Annotated in this window: 17 protein-coding genes; 4 read left to right on the forward strand and 13 right to left on the reverse strand. The window is 63.2% G+C overall.

What is annotated here, in order from left to right:
• Positions 1-18: 18 nt before the first annotated feature.
• The 8 genes from nadD to ACYU0X_RS09785 all read right to left on the reverse strand — a co-directional run bounded on the left by nadD (position 19) and on the right by ACYU0X_RS09785 (position 8,895).
• Positions 19-636: a nicotinate-nucleotide adenylyltransferase gene (nadD, locus tag ACYU0X_RS09750; protein WP_309406908.1), complete on the reverse strand. Its 618-nt coding sequence runs from the start codon at positions 634-636 to the stop codon at positions 19-21.
• Position 637: 1 nt separating this feature from the next.
• On the reverse strand, positions 638-850 hold the full coding sequence (locus ACYU0X_RS09755) for a hypothetical protein (RefSeq protein ID WP_309406906.1): 213 nt from the start codon (positions 848-850) through the stop codon (positions 638-640).
• A gap of 96 nt (positions 851-946) precedes the next feature.
• Positions 947-2,242 carry a glutamate-5-semialdehyde dehydrogenase gene (locus ACYU0X_RS09760; protein WP_461900461.1) on the reverse strand — a complete coding sequence of 432 codons (1,296 nt, stop codon included), beginning with the start codon at positions 2,240-2,242 and terminating at the stop codon, positions 947-949.
• A gap of 23 nt (positions 2,243-2,265) precedes the next feature.
• Entirely contained in the window at positions 2,266-3,411 is a 1,146-nt protein-coding gene (gene proB / locus ACYU0X_RS09765; protein WP_309406903.1) for a glutamate 5-kinase, read from the reverse strand.
• A gap of 18 nt (positions 3,412-3,429) precedes the next feature.
• A complete protein-coding gene (obgE, locus tag ACYU0X_RS09770) occupies positions 3,430-5,001 on the reverse strand; it encodes a GTPase ObgE (RefSeq protein ID WP_461900463.1) in 1,572 nt (523 codons plus the stop codon).
• 127 nt (positions 5,002-5,128) lie between these two features.
• The gene (gene rpmA / locus ACYU0X_RS09775) at positions 5,129-5,383 is read right to left on the reverse strand and encodes a 50S ribosomal protein L27 (RefSeq protein ID WP_309406901.1); all 255 of its coding nucleotides are present in this window, start codon (positions 5,381-5,383) and stop codon (positions 5,129-5,131) included.
• Between the two features lie 51 nt (positions 5,384-5,434).
• Positions 5,435-5,743 (reverse strand): 50S ribosomal protein L21, encoded by a 309-nt coding sequence (gene rplU / locus ACYU0X_RS09780; RefSeq protein ID WP_309410435.1) that lies wholly within the window; start codon positions 5,741-5,743, stop codon positions 5,435-5,437.
• A gap of 224 nt (positions 5,744-5,967) precedes the next feature.
• Positions 5,968-8,895, reverse strand: coding sequence for an Rne/Rng family ribonuclease (locus ACYU0X_RS09785; RefSeq protein ID WP_461900465.1), 2,928 nt, complete (start codon positions 8,893-8,895; stop codon positions 5,968-5,970).
• A 481-nt stretch (positions 8,896-9,376) separates the two neighbouring features.
• On the opposite strand from ACYU0X_RS09785, the gene ACYU0X_RS09790 reads away from it, so the two are divergent.
• The 3 genes from ACYU0X_RS09790 (at position 9,377) to ACYU0X_RS09800 (ending at position 12,174) form a co-directional block, all read left to right on the forward strand.
• Positions 9,377-9,994, forward strand: a complete 618-nt coding sequence (locus tag ACYU0X_RS09790; protein ID WP_418906773.1) for a vitamin K epoxide reductase family protein — start codon at positions 9,377-9,379, stop codon at positions 9,992-9,994.
• Between the two features lie 203 nt (positions 9,995-10,197).
• Positions 10,198-10,791 (forward strand): GNAT family N-acetyltransferase, encoded by a 594-nt coding sequence (locus ACYU0X_RS09795; RefSeq protein WP_418906774.1) that lies wholly within the window; start codon positions 10,198-10,200, stop codon positions 10,789-10,791.
• 96 nt (positions 10,792-10,887) lie between these two features.
• Positions 10,888-12,174, forward strand: coding sequence for an AI-2E family transporter (locus tag ACYU0X_RS09800; RefSeq protein WP_461900467.1), 1,287 nt, complete (start codon positions 10,888-10,890; stop codon positions 12,172-12,174).
• 79 nt (positions 12,175-12,253) lie between these two features.
• Here ACYU0X_RS09800 and ACYU0X_RS09805 read toward each other — a convergent pair whose 3' ends face one another.
• From ACYU0X_RS09805 to ileS, 5 genes are all read right to left on the reverse strand, one after another.
• The gene (locus tag ACYU0X_RS09805) at positions 12,254-12,628 is read right to left on the reverse strand and encodes a VOC family protein (RefSeq protein WP_461900469.1); all 375 of its coding nucleotides are present in this window, start codon (positions 12,626-12,628) and stop codon (positions 12,254-12,256) included.
• Between the two features lie 225 nt (positions 12,629-12,853).
• Entirely contained in the window at positions 12,854-13,270 is a 417-nt protein-coding gene (gene ndk, locus ACYU0X_RS09810; RefSeq protein WP_309406881.1) for a nucleoside-diphosphate kinase, read from the reverse strand.
• Positions 13,271-13,306: 36 nt separating this feature from the next.
• Complete coding sequence (locus ACYU0X_RS09815) at positions 13,307-13,741, reverse strand: DUF4233 domain-containing protein (protein ID WP_461900471.1); 435 nt, start codon at positions 13,739-13,741, stop codon at positions 13,307-13,309.
• Entirely contained in the window at positions 13,741-15,096 is a 1,356-nt protein-coding gene (locus tag ACYU0X_RS09820) for a bifunctional folylpolyglutamate synthase/dihydrofolate synthase (protein ID WP_461900473.1), read from the reverse strand. Before ACYU0X_RS09820 ends, ACYU0X_RS09815 begins: the two co-directional genes overlap by 1 nt.
• Positions 15,093-18,353, reverse strand: a complete 3,261-nt coding sequence (gene ileS, locus ACYU0X_RS09825; RefSeq protein WP_461900474.1) for an isoleucine--tRNA ligase — start codon at positions 18,351-18,353, stop codon at positions 15,093-15,095. Before ileS ends, ACYU0X_RS09820 begins: the two co-directional genes overlap by 4 nt.
• A gap of 433 nt (positions 18,354-18,786) precedes the next feature.
• Between ileS and helR the strand changes: the two genes are divergently transcribed.
• Complete coding sequence (gene helR / locus ACYU0X_RS09830; RefSeq protein WP_461900476.1) at positions 18,787-20,940, forward strand: RNA polymerase recycling motor ATPase HelR; 2,154 nt, start codon at positions 18,787-18,789, stop codon at positions 20,938-20,940.
• The last annotated feature ends 4 nt before the right edge of the window (positions 20,941-20,944 follow it).

The following is a 20,944-nucleotide window of genomic DNA, read 5'->3' on the forward strand; positions in this document are numbered from 1 at the left end:
GGGCTGGGTCGTGTGTGGCTACGACTCGGTATAAAGCCCGTATTTTGCAATGTACTGCACCACACCGTCTGGCACCAGATACCAGACGGGCTTTCCCTGCTCAACGCGCTGCCGGCAATCCGTGGACGAGATGGCCAGTGCCGGAATCTCTAGCTGCGAGATCGACTTGGCCTTCAACTCTTCCATCTCCGGTAGCGAATGCCCGGGGCGGGTCACTCCCACGAAATGCGCGAGGTCCCAAAGCTCGTCAATATGCCGCCAACTCATGATCTTGCTCATGGCGTCGGCACCAGTAATGAAGAAAAGCTCGGCATCCGGGCGTTCACTGCGTAGATCCAGCAGGGTGTCACGGGTGTATGTGGGGCCCTCGCGATCGACATCCACGCGGCTTACGGTGAAACGCGGGTTGGATGCGGTGGCGATGACCGTCATGAGGTACCGGTGTTCCGGGCTGGTGACTTCCCGGTCCGACTTTTGCCAAGGCATGCCGGTTGGTACGAAAACTACCTCATCCAGGTCGAGCTCGGCGGCAACTTCACTCGCCGCCACGAGGTGACCGTTGTGGATGGGATCAAAAGTACCGCCCATTACGCCGAGGCGTAATGGGCGGTTCTTGAGCTGCTTGGAGTCCGCCAAGTTAGTGCTTAGGTTCGTGAACCTTGAACTGACGGTGGGTGTCGTGCGGTTCGTCCTTGACGTCGTGACGATTGCCAACGTTGGTGTAGGACACGGTGATCAACAGCAGGATCATCAAAGTAACAAAGATGCCACCGCCAATCAGCAGTGCCCAAGTCTCGCTTGGCAAGCCTTCGGATGCCGCTTCAGTAGCAAGGATCAGCGCGTTCAACATATTCTCCAGACGCTAGCCTTCCAACCGGGCGAGCTGCCGCGGCCGGAATGAACTTAATTGATTCTTCTACATCCTACCGAAAAGGTAGATCAGAAACTATTTCCGCACGTGTCCATCGCCCTGGACGATCCACTTGGTAGTGGTCAGTTCCTTCAGCCCCATGGGGCCGCGGGCGTGCATCTTCTGCGTGGAAATACCAACCTCGGCGCCCAACCCCAGTTGGCTGCCGTCGGTGAAACGGGTGGAGGCGTTCACGATGACCGCAGCGGAATCGACTTCGGCAATGAAACGCTCCGAACGAGCCAGATTGTTGGTGATAATCGCTTCGGTGTGACCGGTGGAGTAGCGACGGATGTGCTCCATGGCCTCGTCGATACCGTCGACCACCTTGACCGCAATATCCGAGTCAAGGTACTCGTTAGCCCAGTCCTCTTCCCCGGCTTCCAGGGTCGGCAAGGATCCGGCCAATTCCGCGGCGCGAGGATCGACGTGCAAACGCACGCCGGCGTTGTGCAGCGCTTCGAGCACCGCGTAACCGGCTTGAGCCTTGGCGTCGATAAGTAGGGTTTCGACCGTGTTGCACACGCTCAGACGCTGGGTTTTGGCGTTGAGCAGGATATCCACGGCCATCTCGGTGTCGGCCGACTCGTCCAGGAAGATGTGCACATTGCCTTCGCCGGTTTCAATGACCGGGACTCGGGCGGTGGTGACCACGCGCTGGATCAGCTCACGGCCGCCACGCGGAATCAGCACATCGATCTTGCCGCGGGCTTCCATCATGGCCGCAGCGCCTTCACGCCCGTACTCATCCATGGAGACCACGGCGTCGCGCGGTAGCGAGACGGATTCCAGGGCATCACGAATGATGGCGATCAGCGTCTGGTTGGAGTGCAGTGCCGCGCTACCGCCGCGCAACAGCGCCGCGTTGCCGCTCTTCAACGCCAAACCGGCGATATCTACGGTGACGTTGGGGCGAGCCTCGTAAATCGCGCCAACGACGCCCATCGGGACGCTGATCTGACGCATCCGCAGGCCGTTGGGCAGGGTTTCACCGCGGACAAAACCGCCCACGGGGTCGGGCAGGCCAGCCAGCTCGTGCAGCGCGGCGATCAAACCGTCAATGCGATCGTCGGTCAACTTCAGGCGATCGAGCAAGGCGTCGGACGTGCCATTGTTGCGACCGGCTTCAAGGTCCTTGGCGTTGGCCGCGAGGATCGCTGCGCGGTTCGAATCGAGGCGTTCGGCGATCCGGCGCAGGGCCAGATCCTTCCAATCGCGGTCCGCCCGGGCCAGCACGCGCGATGCGTTGCGAGCCTGGTCGGCGTGGTGGTGTACGGCCTGGGTAACGTCGGTCATGTGGGTCTTTCCGGTTGCGGTTGTGTCAAGACTCATAGTGTCCATTGTAGTGATTCCCCCTACACCAAGGCCAAGTCGTCAACGTGGACAACCGAACGGACGTAGTCTTCGCCCAGTTCTTCGCCGAGTTCGATGGAGGAACGGCCAAACATCTGCGGCAGCTCATCGCTGCCGAAATTGACCAGTCCGCGGGCGATGACCTTACCCTGCGCATCGCAGATTTCCACCGCGGCGCCGGCTTCAAAGTTGCCCTCGACACCGGTGATACCGGCGGCCAGCAACGAATTCTCACCGGTGCGCAGCGCGTTGACCGCGCCACGGTCGATGATGATCTTGCCCTTCGTGCTGGCCAGGTGGGCCAACCAGACGGCTCGCGCGCTGCGGCGGGTGCCGCGAGCGGCAAACCAGGTGCCCACATCTTCGCCGGCCAAGGCGCGGCGCACATTTGCGGTACTGGTCACCAGCGCCGGGATGCCGGCGTCCGAGGCGATGGTCGCGGCCTCGACCTTGGTGATCATGCCGCCGGTGCCGACGCCTGCGGCCCCCGCGGTGCCCAGGTCGACATCTTCTAGCTCATCCGGGTGAGCCACCTCGGAAATACGGGTGCCACCCTCATTCGGGTGGGCGTCGTACACCGAGTCGACATCGGAGAACAGCAGCAAGGCATCGGCCTTGAGCATGTGAGCAACCAGGGCCGCCAAGCGATCGTTGTCGCCGAAGCGCACGGAGTGGGTGGCCACAGTGTCGTTTTCGTTCACGATCGGCAGCACCCCGCCGATGTTCAGCAGGCGGTTCAGTGTCCGGAAGGCGTTGCCGTAGCTCTGGCGGCGCGTGAGGTCATCGGCGGTGAGCAGAACCTGGGCGACCTGCACCCCGTGCTTGTTGAAGGCGTTGGTGTACTGCGCCAGCAGCAGGCCCTGCCCCACGGCAGCGGCGGCCTGCTGGCTTGCCAGGTCTTTCGGCCGCCGCTCGAAACCCAGTGGTTGCAAGCCTGCGGCAATGGCGCCGGAGGAGACAAAGACCAGTTCGGTGCCCCCGGCCACCAGTGGCGCCAGGGAATCCACCAAGAAGTTCAGTCGATCGGTTGAAATGCCTCCATTGACGGTGGTCAGTGAGGAGGATCCCACCTTGACGACCAGACGCTTGGCCTTTGGCAAATCACTAGCTGTAGAAATTACGGACGGAACTCGGGCGGATCGCACCATTACTGCGTGTCTTCTTTCCTATTTGCTTTCGTTGTCCCTCGCACGTGCACGCGCTTTGGCGTTCACAGACTCGGTCCAGATGCCGGCCTTACGCTCGGCTTCCAGCTCTTCGCGCGCTGCGGCCTTCGCCTCTCGGCGTTCCTGATATTCGGCGCGCTTCTGGTCGCGGGTTGGCCGCGAACGGTCTTCGAGTCGAACATCTTCGCCACGGCGTGAGCCGAGTAGCTCGGCGCCGGCAACCATGGTCGGTTCCCAATCAAAGACCACTGCATCATCTTCGGCACCAATGACCACTGCATCGCCTGGTCGCGCACCAGCCTTGAACAGCTGGTCTTCAATACCTAGCTTCGCGAGGCGGTCGGCTAGGTAACCCACGGCTTCATCGTTACGGAAGTCGGTCTGCTGAATCCAGCGTTCCGGCTTCGCGCCGATGACGCGCCACAGCGGCTCGAGGTTCTGCTCTTCACGGCGAATAGTAAATTCTGCCTTATTCACCGAGCGTGGTCGAATCACATCAGGAGTGACGACCTGCACCGCTTCTTCACGCTGCGCACGTGCTTGTTCAACTAATTCAGCCATGGCGAAGGACAATTCCCGCAATCCATTACGAGAAAGGGCTGAGATCTCGAACACGCGATATCCGCGCTTTTCGAGCTCTGGGCGCATGAACTCGGCCATGTCGGCGCCGTCGGGCATGTCAACTTTGTTAAGCGCCACGAGCTTCGGACGCTCCACGAGCGGGATCACATTGCCGTCGCTACCGTGGAAGGTCGAATCGGCCGAATAGGCGGCCAGCTCCTGCTCGATCACCTCAAGATCGCTCAGCGGATCACGGTCCGCTTCGAGGGTGCCACAGTCCAAAACGTGCACGATCGCGGCGCAACGCTCAACGTGCCGCAGGAACTCGTGGCCTAGCCCCTTACCTTCGGAGGCTCCGGGGATCAGGCCCGGGACGTCGGCGACGGTGAAGCGCACCTCGCCGGCCTGCACCACGCCCAGGTTCGGCACCAGGGTGGTGAACGGGTAGTCGGCAATCTTCGGTCGTGCCGCGGACAGCGCGGCGATCAGCGACGACTTACCTGCCGATGGGAAGCCGACCAGCGCCACATCGGCCACGGTCTTGAGCTCGAGCACGATGTCGCGGCTGCGTCCGGGAATACCCAGCAAGGCGAAGCCCGGCGCCTTGCGCTTATCCGAGGCCAGCGAGGCGTTACCCAGGCCACCCTGGCCGCCTTCGGCAGCGAGGAATTCTTGGCCCACGGTCACCATATCGGCAAGGATCTCGCCTTCGCGGTTCTTGACCACGGTGCCGATCGGCACGCCGAGGACCAGATCTTCACCCTGCTTACCGGGGCGCAAACCGCCCTTGCCCGGCTCGCCGTTACCGGCCTTGCGGTGCGGCAGGTGGTGGAAGTCCAGCAGGGTGGTGACCTGTGGGTCGACCTTGAGGATCACGTCACCACCGTTACCGCCGGTACCACCGTCTGGGCCACCGAGTGGCTTAAATTTTTCACGATGCACCGATACACAGCCATGTCCGCCATTACCGGCGGTGACATGCAAAGTTACGCGATCTACGAATGCGGCCACGGGGCCCTCTTCTCCTTGGACTGACCTGCGAATGCTCTCGCACCAAGTCTACTGATAAATGCACTGAAGGGGCGGGCCGAATACTCGGCCCACCCCTTCAAGTGTTACGTGTTTGCCTGTGCCTGAATTAGGCGGCTTCCACAATGTTCACAACGCGGCGACCACGACGGGTGCCGAACTCGACTGCACCGGCAGCGAGGGCGAACAGGGTGTCGTCCTTACCGCGGCCGACGCCGGCGCCCGGGTGGAAGTGGGTGCCACGCTGGCGAACGATGATTTCGCCTGCCTTGACTTCCTGGCCACCGAAGCGCTTTACGCCCAGGTACTGTGCGTTGGAATCACGACCGTTGCGAGTGGAACTCGCACCTTTCTTATGTGCCATGCTATTGAGCCTCTTTCGCTACAAATTTGACGGATATTACGAACGCCCGAATTAGGCGATCGAGGTGACCTTGACCTTGGTCAGCGAAGAGCGGAAGCCCTGACGCTTCTTGTAACCGGTCTTGTTCTTGTACTTCTGGATGACGATCTTCGGACCGCGAAGGTTTTCTACAACCTCAGCGGTGACCTTAACCTTGGCCAGATCGGCTGCGGCGGAGGTAACCTTCTCGCCATCAACCAGCAGCAAGGCAGGAAGCTCGATGGAGCTGCCCGGGGCAGCCTGAAGACGGTCAACGGTGATGAGGTCTCCTACGGAAACCTTCTCCTGGTGGCCGCCAGCGCGGACAATTGCGTACACCACGTGGGTACTCACTTCTACTCGACGTTTCATTGTCTTACGGCGCAGAGATCAACCCGGAGCTGCGATACCGCGTCTCCACGGGGCTCTCATGCGCTTGTGCCTTGACGCCGAGCGGATTTAAATCCGTGATCTTGGCGTTTAGCACCGATGAACCAGATTACGCTAGTTGCCGGTGCGGTAGCAAATACAAACCGCCCCGCAACGGCTAGCGTGACCGAGATCATCTATTTCAGTTCGCGTACCGGCACTCCCACACCGAACATCACCGGCTGGCTCGCCGGTTCGGCGGGCTTGTCGGCACGCTTACTGGTGGCGTCCATCTGAACTACCGAACCGGTAGCGGAGGACACCTCAGCCACGACAACCTCAGCAGTCGCATCGCCCTGGACCGAGGTGGCCCGACGGCTGCGACGCTTTGGCGTCGTCGTGGAAGTTTTCTGTGCGGGGGCAGCCGGGGCCGCCTCCTGCGGAGCGGGGCTCTCAGTCTGGGCGGCCGGTGCCTGCGAGGCAGGCATGGCCAGACCGGTGAGCACCGGTTGATCAGTGGAGCTAGCGGCCGGGGCACTGGTGGCCCGGCGACTGCGCTTGGCTGGCTTCTGGGCCTGCGGCGCGCTTTCGGGCTCCTCAGCGCTCTGTGGCTGGCTCTGCGGCGCCTCTTCCTGCTGCTCGGCGCCCCCGCGAGCCCGCTTGCGCGAGCGGCGACGTGGCTTACGTTCGCTCGGTGCCGACTCGTCTGCGGATCCGGGCAGCGCCTGTTGCAGCGCCTGCAGCGCACCGTCGACATCCTTGACCGGCTCGGTCTGATCGGTGGACGCACCGGAGACCGGCACCACTTCCCCATCGATCTTCACGCCGTTCTCGTCCTCGTGCTCGTTCAGGTGCGAGGCTGCGGCAATATTTGCCAATGCGTGCCGCGCCGCCTCGGACTTCTCGTCGTGCTCGTCGACATGCGGCTGCGTCTCAACCTGCTTGGTTTCCTCGCGCTCGGCCCCGCGGCGGCGACGGCGCTCGGAGCGGCCGCCCTTCTCGGAGTTCTTCTTGCCGGACTGCGCCTCACCGTGCGAATTGAACGCCTTGCGGTGCTCGACGGGCTCCTCATGCGTGATGACACCACGGCCGGCGCACGCTTCGCAGCTTTCCCCGAAGACTTCCAGCAGACCGGTACCCATGCGCTTACGCGTCATCTGCACCAGACCCAGGCTGGTGACCTCGGCCACCTGATGCTTGGTGCGGTCACGGCCCAAGCACTCGACCAGACGGCGCAGCACCAGGTCGCGGTTCGACTCCAAGACCATGTCGATAAAGTCGATCACGATAATGCCGCCGATATCCCGCAGGCGCAGCTGGCGGACGACCTCTTCGGCCGCCTCCAGGTTGTTCTTGGTCACCGTTTCCTCGAGGTTGCCACCCGAGCCGGTGAACTTACCGGTGTTCACGTCGATCACGGTCATCGCCTCGGTACGGTCGATCACCAGCGAACCACCCGAGGGCAGGAAGACCTTGCGGTCGAGGGCCTTGTGGATCTGCTCGTCCAACCGGAAGTGCGCGAACAAGTCCTCGGACTCTTCCCACTTCTGCAGGCGACCCATCAGATCCGGGGCCACGTACATGACATAGGCCTCGATGGTGTCCCAGGCCTGTTCACCGGAAACGATGAGCTTGGTGAAGTCCTCGTTGAAGACGTCGCGGACCACCTTGATGGTCAGGTCTGGCTCGGAGTACAGCAGTTCCGGGGCCAGGGTCTTGGTGGACCCGGCCTGGGATTCGATACCCTCCCACTGCGCGCGCAGTCGGTTGATGTCGTTGGTCAGCTCTTCCTCGCTGGCACCTTCGGCGGCGGTACGTACGATCACGCCGGCGTTCTCCGGCAGGTGATCCTTCAGGATCTTCTTCAGTCGCTGGCGTTCCACGTCCGGTAGCTTGCGCGAAATGCCGGTCATCGAACCGCCGGGCACGTACACCAGGTAACGGCCGGGCAGGGAGACCTGGCTGGTCAGTCGGGCACCCTTGTGACCCACCGGATCCTTGGTGACCTGCACCAGCACCGAGTCGCCGGCCTTGAGCGCGTTCTCGATACGGCGTGGCTGGCCCTCGAGGGCGGCCACATCCCAGTTGACTTCGCCGGCGTACAGCACGGCGTTACGGCCGCGTCCAATGTCCACGAAGGCGGCTTCCATGCTGGGCAGCACGTTCTGCACCTTGCCCAGGTAGACGTTGCCAATCAGCGAATCCTGCTGGGTCTTGGACACGAAGTGCTCGGCCAGCACGCCGTCTTCCAGCACGCCGATCTGAATGCGGTCTTCCTGCTGGCGCACGATCATTTTACGTTCCACCGATTCGCGGCGCGCCAAGAACTCGGCCTCGGTAATCACCTGACGGCGACGACCGGTTTCGCGCGATTCACGGCGACGCTGACGCTTGGCTTCCAGGCGAGTCGAACCGCGCACGGAGGCGACCTTGTCCACGGCGGCGTGCGAATCGGCCGAACTGCGCGGAGCGCGCACTCGGGTGATGGTGTTCGGCGGATCATCCTGCGATCCACCCTCAAGTTCTAGATCCACTTCACCGCGGCGGCGGCGACGGCGGCGACGTGAGGTCACTTCCTCATCGTCGTGTTGCTCTTGCTGTTGCTCGCGGCCCTTGTCTTCACGGGTCTTGGCCTTCTTGGCCACCGTGTTCTGTACGACGCTCATCGCGGTCTGCGGTACCGCGAAGGGGTTCAGAATCATGGTGCTGCCGTGTTCGGCCAGCAGCGCGCCGGTGTGGTCCTCGGCGTCTTTGATGGCCTGCTCGGCCACGGCGGCCACCTGATCGTGGTCGCGGGCGGTGGTTTCCTCGCCCGGTGCTGCTACCTGCTCGGTGACCGGCTCGGTGGCCGGCGCGGCTTCCTCGGTGGATTTGCGGCGGCGTTCGGCCTGCCGGTTGGCGAGCTTGCTGCTGTCCGGGGTGGCTACCTGGGTGCGGCGCGTGGCGCGCCAGCGGTAAGGATTTTCTTCGACGCCTGCGGCGGCATTGAGTTCCGCCAGGGTCATTGCCCGTCGCAGGGGACGAGCCACCGGTGCTGAGACCGAGGTGCGCCCGGCACGCGGTGAGCGATTACCGCGCTTGCTATTACCTGCCCCGGCGCCTTTTCGATTTTTCGATGCGCTCATTTAGTTTGCGTACTCCTCTTAAGTTTCCGCTCCGACCGCCTCCACAGACGGGGTCTGAAGCTGAACTTGCGTTCATGTGTGCCGTCGGCCCAACCATTAGTGGTAGCCAACGGGCATCAAAGCCTGTTCGCAGTCCGTGCGCTGCGGGCCGAAGCACCGCTACACGGGTCAACTCAGCCATTGAAAACCGGCCGCTTTCCTTTGCGACCTTCACGATCCGCGGTATTCCCTCGGGAGGCGCACATACTTGGGCACTCAACCGAAGCGATCCATCGCCGGATAATCTCTTGCTTCAAAAGTCTGTCGTTGGGTTGAAAGCAGACTGTGGATCCGCGAACAACCATCAGTATCATCTCACATTTATTTGCGACATGATCCTTTTAGACTTATTGATCACACAGGATACGCCCATAGAATCGTCATCGAAATCTCGCGGCGGACCTCGCCCATTACCGAAACCCTCCAAGACAGGGGCAAAAAGTTGACACAGTCGAATATTCAAAACGGTCCGGGCGTGTTGCCCTGGTGGGCCACCGGACGTGGTTTTGGACTCTTCGCCATCGTGACCGGAGCCATCGCATGGATCGCCGCGGGCATCCTGGTACTCGAACGGCTCGAACTCTTTAAGAACCCGGACTATGTCACCAGTTGCGATCTGAACCCGTGGGTTTCCTGCGGTACCGTCATGAAATCCTGGCAGGCCTCGCTCTTCGGCTTCCCCAATCCCCTGCTGGGCATCGTGGGTTTCGCCATCGTGATCACCATCGGCATGGGGCTGCTTTCCGGGGCGAACTACGGACGCTGGTTCTGGTACGGGATGCAGGTCGGCATTACCGCGGCGCTGGTCTTCATCATCTGGCTCTGGTCCCAGGCCCTCTACGAGATTAACGCACTGTGCCCGTACTGCATGGTGGTGTGGGCGATGGTCATTCCGCTGTTCGTGTTCACCACGGCCCGCAATGCGGTCCACGGCCTGTTTGGAAAGAGCGCTGGGCTGCGCAAGTTCTTCACCGAATGGAGTTGGATCGTCACCGCAATCCTTTGGGTTCTGGTGGCAGCCTCGGTGGTCCTACGCTTCCCGAACGCCTTCTTCGGCTAATTCCTCTCGGCTCGACACTCGGCGCCGCGCGGACCCGTCCTTGGGTTCTGCGCGGCACTTTTTCGTGCGCTTCACCTCGGGCGTGTCGCAACAGGCCTACTGCCGCCCCACCGCTAATTTTCGCGCCTGGACAGGTGCGCGACACCTTGGTGCGGCACCGGTAGCACCGGGCGGTGCTCAGCTTGCAGGACTAGATTAGGGGTATGACGAGCAACACATGGAATACCGAGACGGCGCAGCACTATGGCATTAATCTGCTGATTTCCGAGGAGATTCGGCTGCGCGAGTTGCACGACGAAGACCTGCCGATACTCACCGGGTGGTGGAATAGCCCGGAGTTCATGGCCCTGCAGGGATCCATTGTGCTCCCCCACCCGGTCTCCGAGGCCGCCGAACTCTTTAAGTCCTGGAGCGTCAACAAGGGCATGGCCAATGGCATCGGGCTGAGCATCACCATGCCCGATGACACGCTGATCGGGTTCACCGCCCTGCACAACTACAACGCCCCCTCGCGCAGTGCCGATCTCATGCTGATGATTGGCGGATCGAACGTCGGTCAAGGCTATGGCACCCTAGCCACCAAAATGATCGTCGATCTCGGCTTCCGCGAAATGGGGCTCAACCGCATCGGCGTGGGCCTGTGGGGTTATAACGAGCGGGCACTGCGCACCTTTGTGCGGGCCGGATTCCGTGAGGAAGGACGCCAACGCCAGGCCGGTTTCCACGACGGCCAGTTCCACGATCGAGTACTGCTCAGCCTGCTCGCCAATGAGTATTTTGCCGCCGATTCTCGCTAGCGACACGTGGCAAAATTCATCCTTTCGGTGGGCTTGAAGTTGCGGCGTGCTGGATAGGCTTGGGGTAATCGAACCATCAACCGATAAGGACTAGCCATGGCCTTCTTGCGCAGGAAAAAATCTGCGGCCGCCGCTGGGAAAGTCGAGGAACAAGCCTCGGCGTTGGCCGCCGAAGTGGTCGCCGAGACCCCCGAGTTCAGCGTTCAGGGACTATGGACGGACGTCTTGGGGCGCCTGGGTATCCGTTGCGTACAGATCCTGATCGTCGGCGCGCTAGGCGCCGTACTGGTGCTCGGACTGCTTCGCCTGACCGTGATCGTGATCCCGACCCTCATTGCCGTCATTCTCTCCTGCGCCCTGTGGCCATTGGTCAGCAAGCTACGCAAGGTAGTTTCACCGATGATCGCCGCGTGGACGGTATTCCTCGGCTCGCTGCTGGTGCTCGGCGGCATCGGTACCGGCCTGGTCTTCTCGGTGATCAATGAGTGGCCCAAACTGGTGGATAAGGCAGTCGAAGGCTTTAACCAGCTCAACGACATGGTGCAATCCATCATGGGCGATATGCCGTTCCTGATCGAGCAGGAACAAATCGACAAGGCACTGTCCACGGTCACCGGCTTCTTGACCAGCGCCCAGTTCGGTACCGGTGCACTGAATACGCTCAGTGCCGCCGGTAGCTTCGTCACCGGGCTCATCCTCTTCCTGGTGATCCTGTTCTTCTTCCTGAAGGACGGCGACAAGATCTGGCAGTTCGCAATCTCGTGGACCCCGAAGCACTACCGCCAGCACTGGGTGGTCTCCGGTGACCGTGCCCTAGGCACCTTCGGTGGCTACATCCGCGGTACCGCCACGGTGGCGGCCGTCGACGCCATCGGTATTACCGCAACCCTGCTGGTACTGCAGGTACCGCTGGCCCTGCCGCTCGGTGTGATCGTCTTCCTCGGTTCGTTCATCCCAATGGTTGGTGCCACGGTGGCCGGCGTGCTGGCCACGCTGATCGCCCTGGTAACCAATGGGCCGATCGTTGCCCTGGTTGTGCTGGCTGCGGTCATCCTCGTGAACCAGTTGGAAGGCAACTTCCTGCAGCCGGTGGTCATGGCCAACGCATTGAACCTGCATGCCCTGGTGGTTTTGATGTCGCTGACCGCCGGTACCGTGCTGGCCGGCATCGTCGGCGCAATCCTCGCCGTTCCGCTGGTCGCAGCTGGCTGGGCCGTGGTGAAGGTTTGGACCGGCCGCGATGAACAGCTCGCCGCGGCGCTGAACCGTACAACCCACGACGTTGCAACCGCCGAAGTTGTGTCTGCAGAGACCGCCGAGGCCACCCCGGGGGTCGAGGAGTCCGAAGCCGCCGACCCGGTGACGCCCAAGGACGAAAGCTGATCCGAACCTGAGCTTGTGAACCAGCTGGTGCCGCGTTCCACAGTAGCGGAACGCGGCACCAGCTGTTTCTGGCGGCGTCTTAGATGTACGGCCTGGTAATCAGCTCCAGGTAGTGTCCGGCCGGGTCGAGCAGGTAAGCACCACGCCCGCCGTGTTCGGTGTTGATCTGCCCGGCCCGGGTGCGTTGCGGGTCGGCCCAGTGCTCTAGGGCACGCGACTGGATCAGGGCATACGCCCGGTCGAAATGCTCGTCATCAACCAGGAACGCGAAGTGCCAAGGGACGAACTCGATCGGTGGGACAGCGAATTGCAGCAGCACCCCGTCGGGCATCGTGATGTTGTGAAAGACGCCCCAGGACGGGGCCATCTCGGCTTCCAGCAGCTCAACGTAGAAGCGGGCACTGAGCTGCGCATCCTTGCTGGGAATGATCATGTGGTTAAACGTTGCGGTCAAAATTCTCCTTCGCTCGATGGTCATGGTTCTTCGGTACATGCACCATGCGAAGGCGGCGCGCGGCTCAACCGTTGGCCGGCTGGCCCGTCTCTGTGTGCCGCGGTGCGGCGGATCCGGTCATCACGATCCTGAGCCTAGGCACCGACAGGATTCTCGTCAACCACATATGAAAAAGCCCGAGCCGCTCCCCCGTTAGGGGAAGCGCTCGGGCTTTGACACAGCGTTTTACTGGCCGAACCAGATCGCAATCTCACGTTCGGCGGATTCGACCGAGTCCGAACCGTGGACGAGATTCTGCTGAACCTTCAGCCCCCAGTCACGACCGAAGTCACCACGGATGGTGCCCGGAGCGGCGGTGGTGGGATCGGTGGCACCGGCCAAGGAACGGAATCCGGGGATCACCCCGTGGCCCTCGGCGACGATCGCCACGACCGGACCGGAGAGCATGAACTCCACCAGCGGCTGGTAGAAGGGCTTGCCCTCGTGCTCCGCATAGTGGGCGGCGAGGATCTCCTCGGTGGCGTTAACCTGCTTCAGCTCGGCAATGGTGTAGCCCTTTGCCTCGATGCGAGCAAGGATCTGCCCGGTCAGGCCGCGGCGCACGCCATCGGGCTTGACCAGGATCAAAGTACGTTCCGACATGTATATTCCTCTTCGTGCAGTTAGTCGTGAGTTCGCTTAAGATTCTACCGGCGGATTCTGTCGCTCCCATTCGGCCTGTTCTTGGGCGCGTCGGGCGTTCTCCACGTCGATCGCGCCGCCCTTGGTCAGCGCATACCACCAGCACAGGGCGAAGGCCACGCCGACGTAGAACATGTCCACCAGCAAGAGGCCCGAGAGGATGAACACCAGCTGGATGGCCCAGCCCAGGTAGTAGCCCCACGGCTTGCGCAGGAAGGCGCAAGTGCCGATGCACAGGACGATCAGCAGGGCACCGAGCGGCAAAATGATCTGCGGTTCGGCACGTTTCAGCCCAAAGGCGGCCAAGGTGACGAACAGCGCCAGCAGCGCCTCGAGGCTCAGCACGGTGGAAGCGAACATCACCTTGGTCGAGCGCTGCTTTTTGGGCATGCCCGGGCGCCACTCACGTTGTGCCTTCGTCAAGCGTGCCACTACTGACCACCCTCACGTTTCAGCAGCAAGGAAATCTCACCGACCAGCGTGATCGAGCCGGTGACCAACACGCCGCCGGCTAGGTCGCCCTCGGACTCGGCGCGCCCCACGCACCATTCCACGGCATCTTCGAGGTTCTCGGTCACATGCAGATCTTCCTCGGGCCACCCGGCATCCACGGCCAGGCTCGCCAGTTCCCCAGCGGGGATGGCGCGCGGCGAGGACGACTGGGTCAAGCACAGGTCTTCGACGAGGTCGCCGTACTCCTCACGCAGCGTGTAAAGGATCGCCTCGGCGTCCTTTTCGCGCAGGATCCCGAGCATCAGCACAAGCTTGGAGAAGCCGAAGGATTCGCGCACCGCTTCGGCCGAGACCCGCACCCCATCGGGGTTGTGCCCGGCATCGAGCAGAATCGTCGGTGCGGTACGCGCAATTTCCAGTCGTCCCGGGCTCGTGACCTGCGCGAAACCATCGCGCACCAGATCCACGTTCAGTTCCCGCTGCCCGCCGCCGAGGAAGGCCTCCACCGCGGCCAAGGCGACCGCGGCGTTCTGTGCCTGATGGGCACCGTACAACGGCAGGAAGATCTCGTCGTAGCGTGCGGCCTGCCCCTGGATTTCCAACAGCTGCCCGCCCACGGCCATGGTGCGGTCGAGCACCTTGTAGTCCAGGCTTTCAAAGGCCACCGGCACCTGGAGTTCGCGGACCTTGTCCATGAGCACCTCGGCGGCATCCACGGGCTGTACCGCGGAGATGAGGTACCCCTCGGGCTTGAGAATCCCCACCTTTTCCTCGGCGATCAGCGCCGGGGTATCCCCCAGCAGATCCGTATGATCCAGCGAGATCGGGGTGATCACCGAAACCTGTCCGTTGGCCACGTTGGTGGCGTCGGTGATCCCGCCGAGGCCAACTTCGAGGACCAACACATCCACCGGCGCGTCGGCGAAGATCGCGAACGCCAAAATGGTCACGGCCTCGAAGTAGGTCAGCGCGTTCTCGCCGCGCTCACGCAGTTCGGCATCGACGATGTCCAGATACGGTGCGATCTCATCCCAAATGCGCACGAAGGTTTCGTCATCGACCGGTTCACCGTCGAGGCTGATCCGCTCGGTAACGGAGACCAGATGCGGCGAGGAATAACGCCCGGTGCGCAGATCGTGGGCGCGCAACAGCGATTCGATCATCCGTGCCGTGGAGGTCTTCCCGTTGGTCCCGGTGATGTGAATGACCGGGCAGGCCTTATTCGGCTCGCCGAGTACTTCCATGGCACGGAACATCGGCGCCATGCGCGGTTCCATCTTGTTTTCTGGCGCACGCGCTAGTAGTTGCGCGTAGACGCGCTCGACCTGACTCATGCCAACTCCTCGGCGGCCAGTACGGCCACGCTGATCATCGGTTCGCTAACGCTGTCATCGGCCTCAAGCACCAGTTCGGCGCTGAGCGTTTCCCCGGAGACAAGCTCCCGGTTGGCTTCCACGGCGGCGACGGTCTGCGCGCTGGCCCGCACCAGGGTGCGGATGCGGTCCGAAACCTGCAGATCGGCGTCCTTGCGGGCGGACTGGATGGCGCGGATCATATCGCGGGCGGTGCCTTCGGCGGCCAGCTCGGCGGTGACCTCGGTGTCCAGCACCAGGAAGCCACCGTCGATGACGGCGGCCGCGACCTGACCGGCGGCAGACTCGTCCACCACGGTGTCGAGGGTGTACTCCCCCTTGATCAGTTCCAGACCGCCAGCGGTCACTACCCCGTCGGTCACCGACCAGTCACCGGACTTGGCACCCTTAATGGCCTGCTGCACGTTCTTGCCCAGACGCGGGCCGGCGGCGCGGGCGTTGACCACCAGCTGCTGGCTGATCCCGTAGCTGGCGGTGTCCACCCCGGCGGCCTCGATGAGCGTGACCTTCTTCAGGTTCAGCTCGTCGGCGATGATCGAGGCGTAGGTACCGCTCAGCCGCTCGGCGTCGCTAAGGACGACCTTCAACTCGGCCAGGGGCAGGCGCACGCGCAGGTTCTTGGCCTTGCGCAAGGAGGAAGCGACCGAGCAGATCCGGCGCGTGGTATCCATGGCCTCGAGCAGTTCGGGGCTGCTCGGGAAGAGCGTGGCGTCGGGCCAGTCGGCCAGGTGCACCGAGCGCAGACCGGTCAGCCCGCGGTAGATCTCCTCGGTGGCCAGCGGCAACAGGGAGGCCGCCACCTTCACCAAGGTCAACAGCGCGGTGTACAGGGTGTCGAAGGCCTCGGTGTCCTCATCGAAGAAGCGCTGACGCGAGCGACGCACGTACCAGTTGGTCAGCGTGTCCATGTAGCGGCGCACCGCCTCGGTGGCGTCGGAAACCTCGTAGGCGTCCAGCGCCTGCTGCACCTCGGTGACCAGCTTGCCGGTGGCGGCCAGCATGTACTGGTCCAACGGGTCGCTGGAGTCGTAGGACTCCTTCGCCTCGTAACCGGCCCCGGAGTTCGCGGCGTTGGTGTAGAGGTTGAAGAAGTGCCAGACGTTCCACAGCGGCAGCAGTACCTGGCGCACGCCCTCGCGGATGCCCTGTTCGGTGACGATCAGGTTGCCGCCACGCAGGATCGGGCTGGCCATGAGGAACCAGCGCATCGCGTCGGCGCCGTCGCGGTCGAGCACCTCGGTGACATCCGGGTAGTTCTGCAGCGACTTGCTCATCTTCTGCCCGTCGGAGCCCAGCACGATGCCGTGCGAGATCACGTTGGTGTAGGCCGGGCGGTCGAAGAGCGCGGTGGACAGGATGTGCAGGGTGTAGAACCAGCCACGGGTCTGCCCGATGTATTCGACGATGAAGTCGGCCGGGTGGTGGCCGGAGTCGAACCATTCGCGGTTCTCGAACGGGTAGTGCACCTGGGCGTAGGGCATCGAGCCGGAGTCGAACCACACATCGAGCACGTCCTCGACACGGCGCAGCGTGCCCCCGGCGGCGCAGCCGGCGTGGGCGAGGGTCAGCTCGTCGATGAACGGGCGGTGCAGATCCGGTTCGCCGTCGTGGTTTACCGGCAACCGGCCGAAGAACTCCTGCAGTTCGGCCAGCGAACCGAAGACCTCGCGGTGTTCGCATTCCACGCCGTCGCATTCCCACACCGGGATCGGCGAACCCCAGTAGCGGTTGCGGCTGATCGACCAGTCGCGGGCGTTTTCCAGCCACTTACCGAACTGGCCATGCTTGACGTTCTCGGGGATCCAGTTGATCTGCTCGTTGAGTTCGAGCATCCGGTCCTTGAGCTTGGTGACCTCCACATACCAGGAGGAGATCGCCCGGTAGATCAGTGGGGTGCGGCAACGCCAGCAGTGCGGGTAGGAGTGCTCATAGGAGGCCTGCTTGACCAGTGCGCCCTGCTCCTTGAGCACGTTGGTGATGGTCTTATTCGCCTCGAATACCTGCACGCCCACGATGTCGTGCAGCGGACCGTCGGCGAAGACCGGCAGGAACTTGGCGCCCTCGTCCACGGAGAGGATCACCGGGATTCCGTGTTCCTCACAGACCTTCTGGTCATCTTCACCGTAGGCCGGAGCCTGGTGCACCAGGCCGGTACCGTCGGTGGTGGTGACGTAGTCGGCCACGACGATCTGCCAGGCGTTGGCGGTCTCGTACTTGTCGGTGTCGGTGTAGGTGTCCCACAAAGGCTCGTAGCGCAGCCCGGCCAGCTGGGCGCCGGTGTACCGGGCGCTGATGGCGGCCGCGGCCTGGCTGGCGTCGGCGTAGCCCAGGTCCTTCGCATAGGAACCGAGCAGGTCTTCGGCCAGCAGGAACGGTCCGGTGGCGGCCGAAGCCTTCACGCCCTGCTCGCCGGCGGGCACCACCACGTAGCTGACCTCGGGGTGCACGGCCAGTGCCGCGTTGGTCGGCAGCGTCCACGGGGTGGTCGTCCAGGCCAGGGCCTTAACGCCGGCCAGTTCGGCGGCGAGCGGGTGCTCGGTGGCGCGGATGGCGAAGCCCACGGTGACGGTCTGATCCTGACGGTTCTTGTACACGTCGTCGTCCATGCGCAGCTCATGGTTCGACAGCGGGGTCTCGTCCTTCCAGCAGTACGGAAGCACGCGGAAGCCCTGGTAGGTCAGACCCTTATCGCTCAGCTGCTTGAACGCCCAGATCACCGACTCCATGTACGCGACGTTCAGGGTCTTGTAGTCGTTTTCGAAGTCCACCCAGCGTGCCTGGCGGGTGACATACTCCTGCCACTCGTCGGCGTACTTCATCACCGAGGTGCGGCAGGCGTCGTTGAATTTGTCGATGCCCATCTCAAGGATGTGGGCCTTGTCGTTCATGCCCAGCTGCTTCATGGCTTCCAGCTCGGCCGGCAGACCGTGGGTGTCCCAGCCGAAGCGGCGCTCCACGCGCTTACCGCGCTGGGTCTGGTATCGGGCGACGAGGTCCTTGACGTAGCCGGTCAGCAGGTGGCCGTAGTGCGGCAGACCGTTGGCAAAGGGAGGGCCATCGTAGAAGACGAATTCTTCGCCCTCGCGCTGGTCAATGGAGGCCTGGAAGGTGTCATCCTGCTTCCAGTATTCGAGGACGCGCTTCTCAATTTCGGGGAAACGCGGCGAGGCCGGGGTCGAACCGGAGGGGTCTGTTGTGACCTTCGGGTAGAAGCTCATCGAATGGGCCGTCCTTCATGGCGTAGGGTCGAAAATTCCTGCCACGAGGACGACGTGAACGCCGCGGTACCACCCCGCTTGCTTCCCGTGACCGGGAAACCGCTTCTCTTCAGCTGTAACGGGCTGGACCCGCTTGGTTCTACTAGGTCTGAGCGACCGTTCTTCCAAGGACTCCCCGGTGATGGCCGGATCTACGTCATAGTGCTTCTAGTCTAGCGCGTTGGGCTCGGGCTGAAAATTCCTGTGCATCCCCGTCGTGGCCGGTGAGTTCAGCATCACACCAAGGACCGCGGATCACCTACCGTGACCGCTACCCTGGCTTCCTTGCATTTTCAGAATACCGCGTTGTGGGGGCCTTGCCGCAAGGCCCCGGGTAGGGCGCATAATCGATCTCTGCCTTCGCTCACCCGCGCATATTTTGGGAGTTTTCACCGTGCCTACCGAACCTCGCACCACCGGCTTCATTCACGTGAAGGACACCGAGTTCTCGGCTGTTGCCGCCGACGAACAACGCTTGGAGGCCATCGCCGACCGAGCGGCGACCCTACGCCGCGAAACCACCGAGCTGTTGATCCGCCGGGGACGTGATGCAGCCGGTGTCCTGCAACAGTCACTGGAGCGCGATGTCCACATCGACGAGCTTGGCCGGAAGCTACAGCGGCTCGATCGCATGGGCGCCCACGCCTGCCTGGGTTTCATGCTCACCACTACCGGCGAGCGCATCTACATCGGACGCATGGGGTTGCGCGACGAACAGGGGGAACACCTGTTGCTTGACTGGCGCACACCGGCCGCGACGGCGTTCTTCGCCGCGACCTACGCCAACCCGTCGGGCTTGGCGATGCGGCGTCGCTACATCTGGCGCGGGCAGCGCGTCACCCAGTTCGTCGATGAGATCTTCGATCCCGCGCTGGTTTCCGACAGCCCGGCCGCGGACCCGCAGTCGGCGCTGATCGCCTCGCTGGGGTCCCGGCGCACCGGAAAGATGCACGATGTGTTGGCCACCTTGCAGGCGGATCAGGACGCCGTGATCCGCAGTTCGGCCGAGGGGGCGCTGGTCGTGGAGGGCGGGCCCGGCACCGGCAAGACCGTGGTGGCCCTACACCGAGCGGCCTATTTGTTGCACGCCGACGCGAGGATGCACGCTCGCGGCGGTCGGGTGCTGGTGGTCAGCCCGCACGATGCCTACAGCGCCTATGTTGCAGATGTTCTGCCCAACCTTGGCGAGCATGAGGTGCAGGTGGCGACCTTGGCGCAGCTGGTTCCGGTGTCGGGCACCGAGGTGGAGGCCGATCGGGAGGTGGCGCGGCTGAAAGGCTCCTGGGCCATGGTTCAGGGCGTGCAGCGGGCGGTGTCGGTGTTCCAGCAGCCACCGGCCACGGATCTATCCGTGCCCACCGACTGGGGTGAGCTCCGGATTACTCCCGCCCAGTTCAGCGACGCCGTCGCGGGGCTCACCCCACATGTGCCGCATAACGAGGCGCGAGTCGAACTGCGTGAGAATTTGCTCGAGATTCTATTGCGGCAGCTACCCGCATCCGAGGCCGCCGAGCCCTCGGCGCGGCGGGCGCTACGCGCCAATACTCGGCTGGCGGAGCATCTCGATGAATATTGGCCGGTCCTGGACCCGCAGCGTTTGGTCCACGCACTCTACACCACCGAGGAATTGTTGCATTACTGCGTTCCGGAGCTTTCAGCCACGCAACGTCGACGGCTGCGCACCACGGAGGCAGCCTCCGGGTGGTCCGCCGCGGATCTCCCGCTGCTCGATGCCGCGGGCTGGCTCACCGGGGACCCGCACGCCGAGGCGGCTCGGCAGCACCGAACGCGCCAACTGGCCGGGGCGCAATCGGTGTTGCGGCGAACGATTGAGGAGCTCCTCGAGGCAGCGGATGATCGGGAGGATCTCGCCTCGCAGCTCATCCACGAGGATCTGCAGGCGCAACTGCTCGCCGCACGCAGTGAACCGGAGGCCACGGGCGACCCGCTGGAGGAGCCCTTTGCGCATGTGGTGATCGACGAGGCTCAGGACCTGAGCGATGCCCAGTGGGCCATGGTGCTACGCCGGTGTCCCTCGGGGAGCTTGACCATTGTCGGCGACCGCGCTCAGGCTGTCGCCGGTTTCACTGAATCCTGGCCTCAGCGCCTTGCACGGCTGGGTCTGTCGCGGGTCAAGGTGGCGGAGCTAACCGTCAACTACCGCTCCACCGCGCAGGTGATGGCCGCTGCCGCCCCGGTCATTCGTCGCGAACTGCCCGATGCGAGCATCCCGGTCTCGCTGCGCACCGATGGCGCCCCGGTGTACTACGGGCGGCCGGCGGAGCTGGGCACGCTTCTGGAACGGTGGCTATCCGAACACGCCGAGGGTGTGGTGGCGGTGATCGGCGACGCCGCGGTGCCGCTCAACCCGCGCGTGCGCGTGGTGACGCCCGAAGGGGCCAAGGGTCTGGAGTTCGACCTAGTGATTCTTTGGCGGCCCGAGGAATATGGCGCCGGGGTGGCAGGTGCGGTGCGCCGCTATGTGGCGATGACACGTGCGACCAGCCAGCTGGTGATCCTTACCGATCGGCAGGGCGAGGTGTTTTAGTAGG

It is taken from the genome of Glutamicibacter sp. X7 (assembly GCF_054889245.1).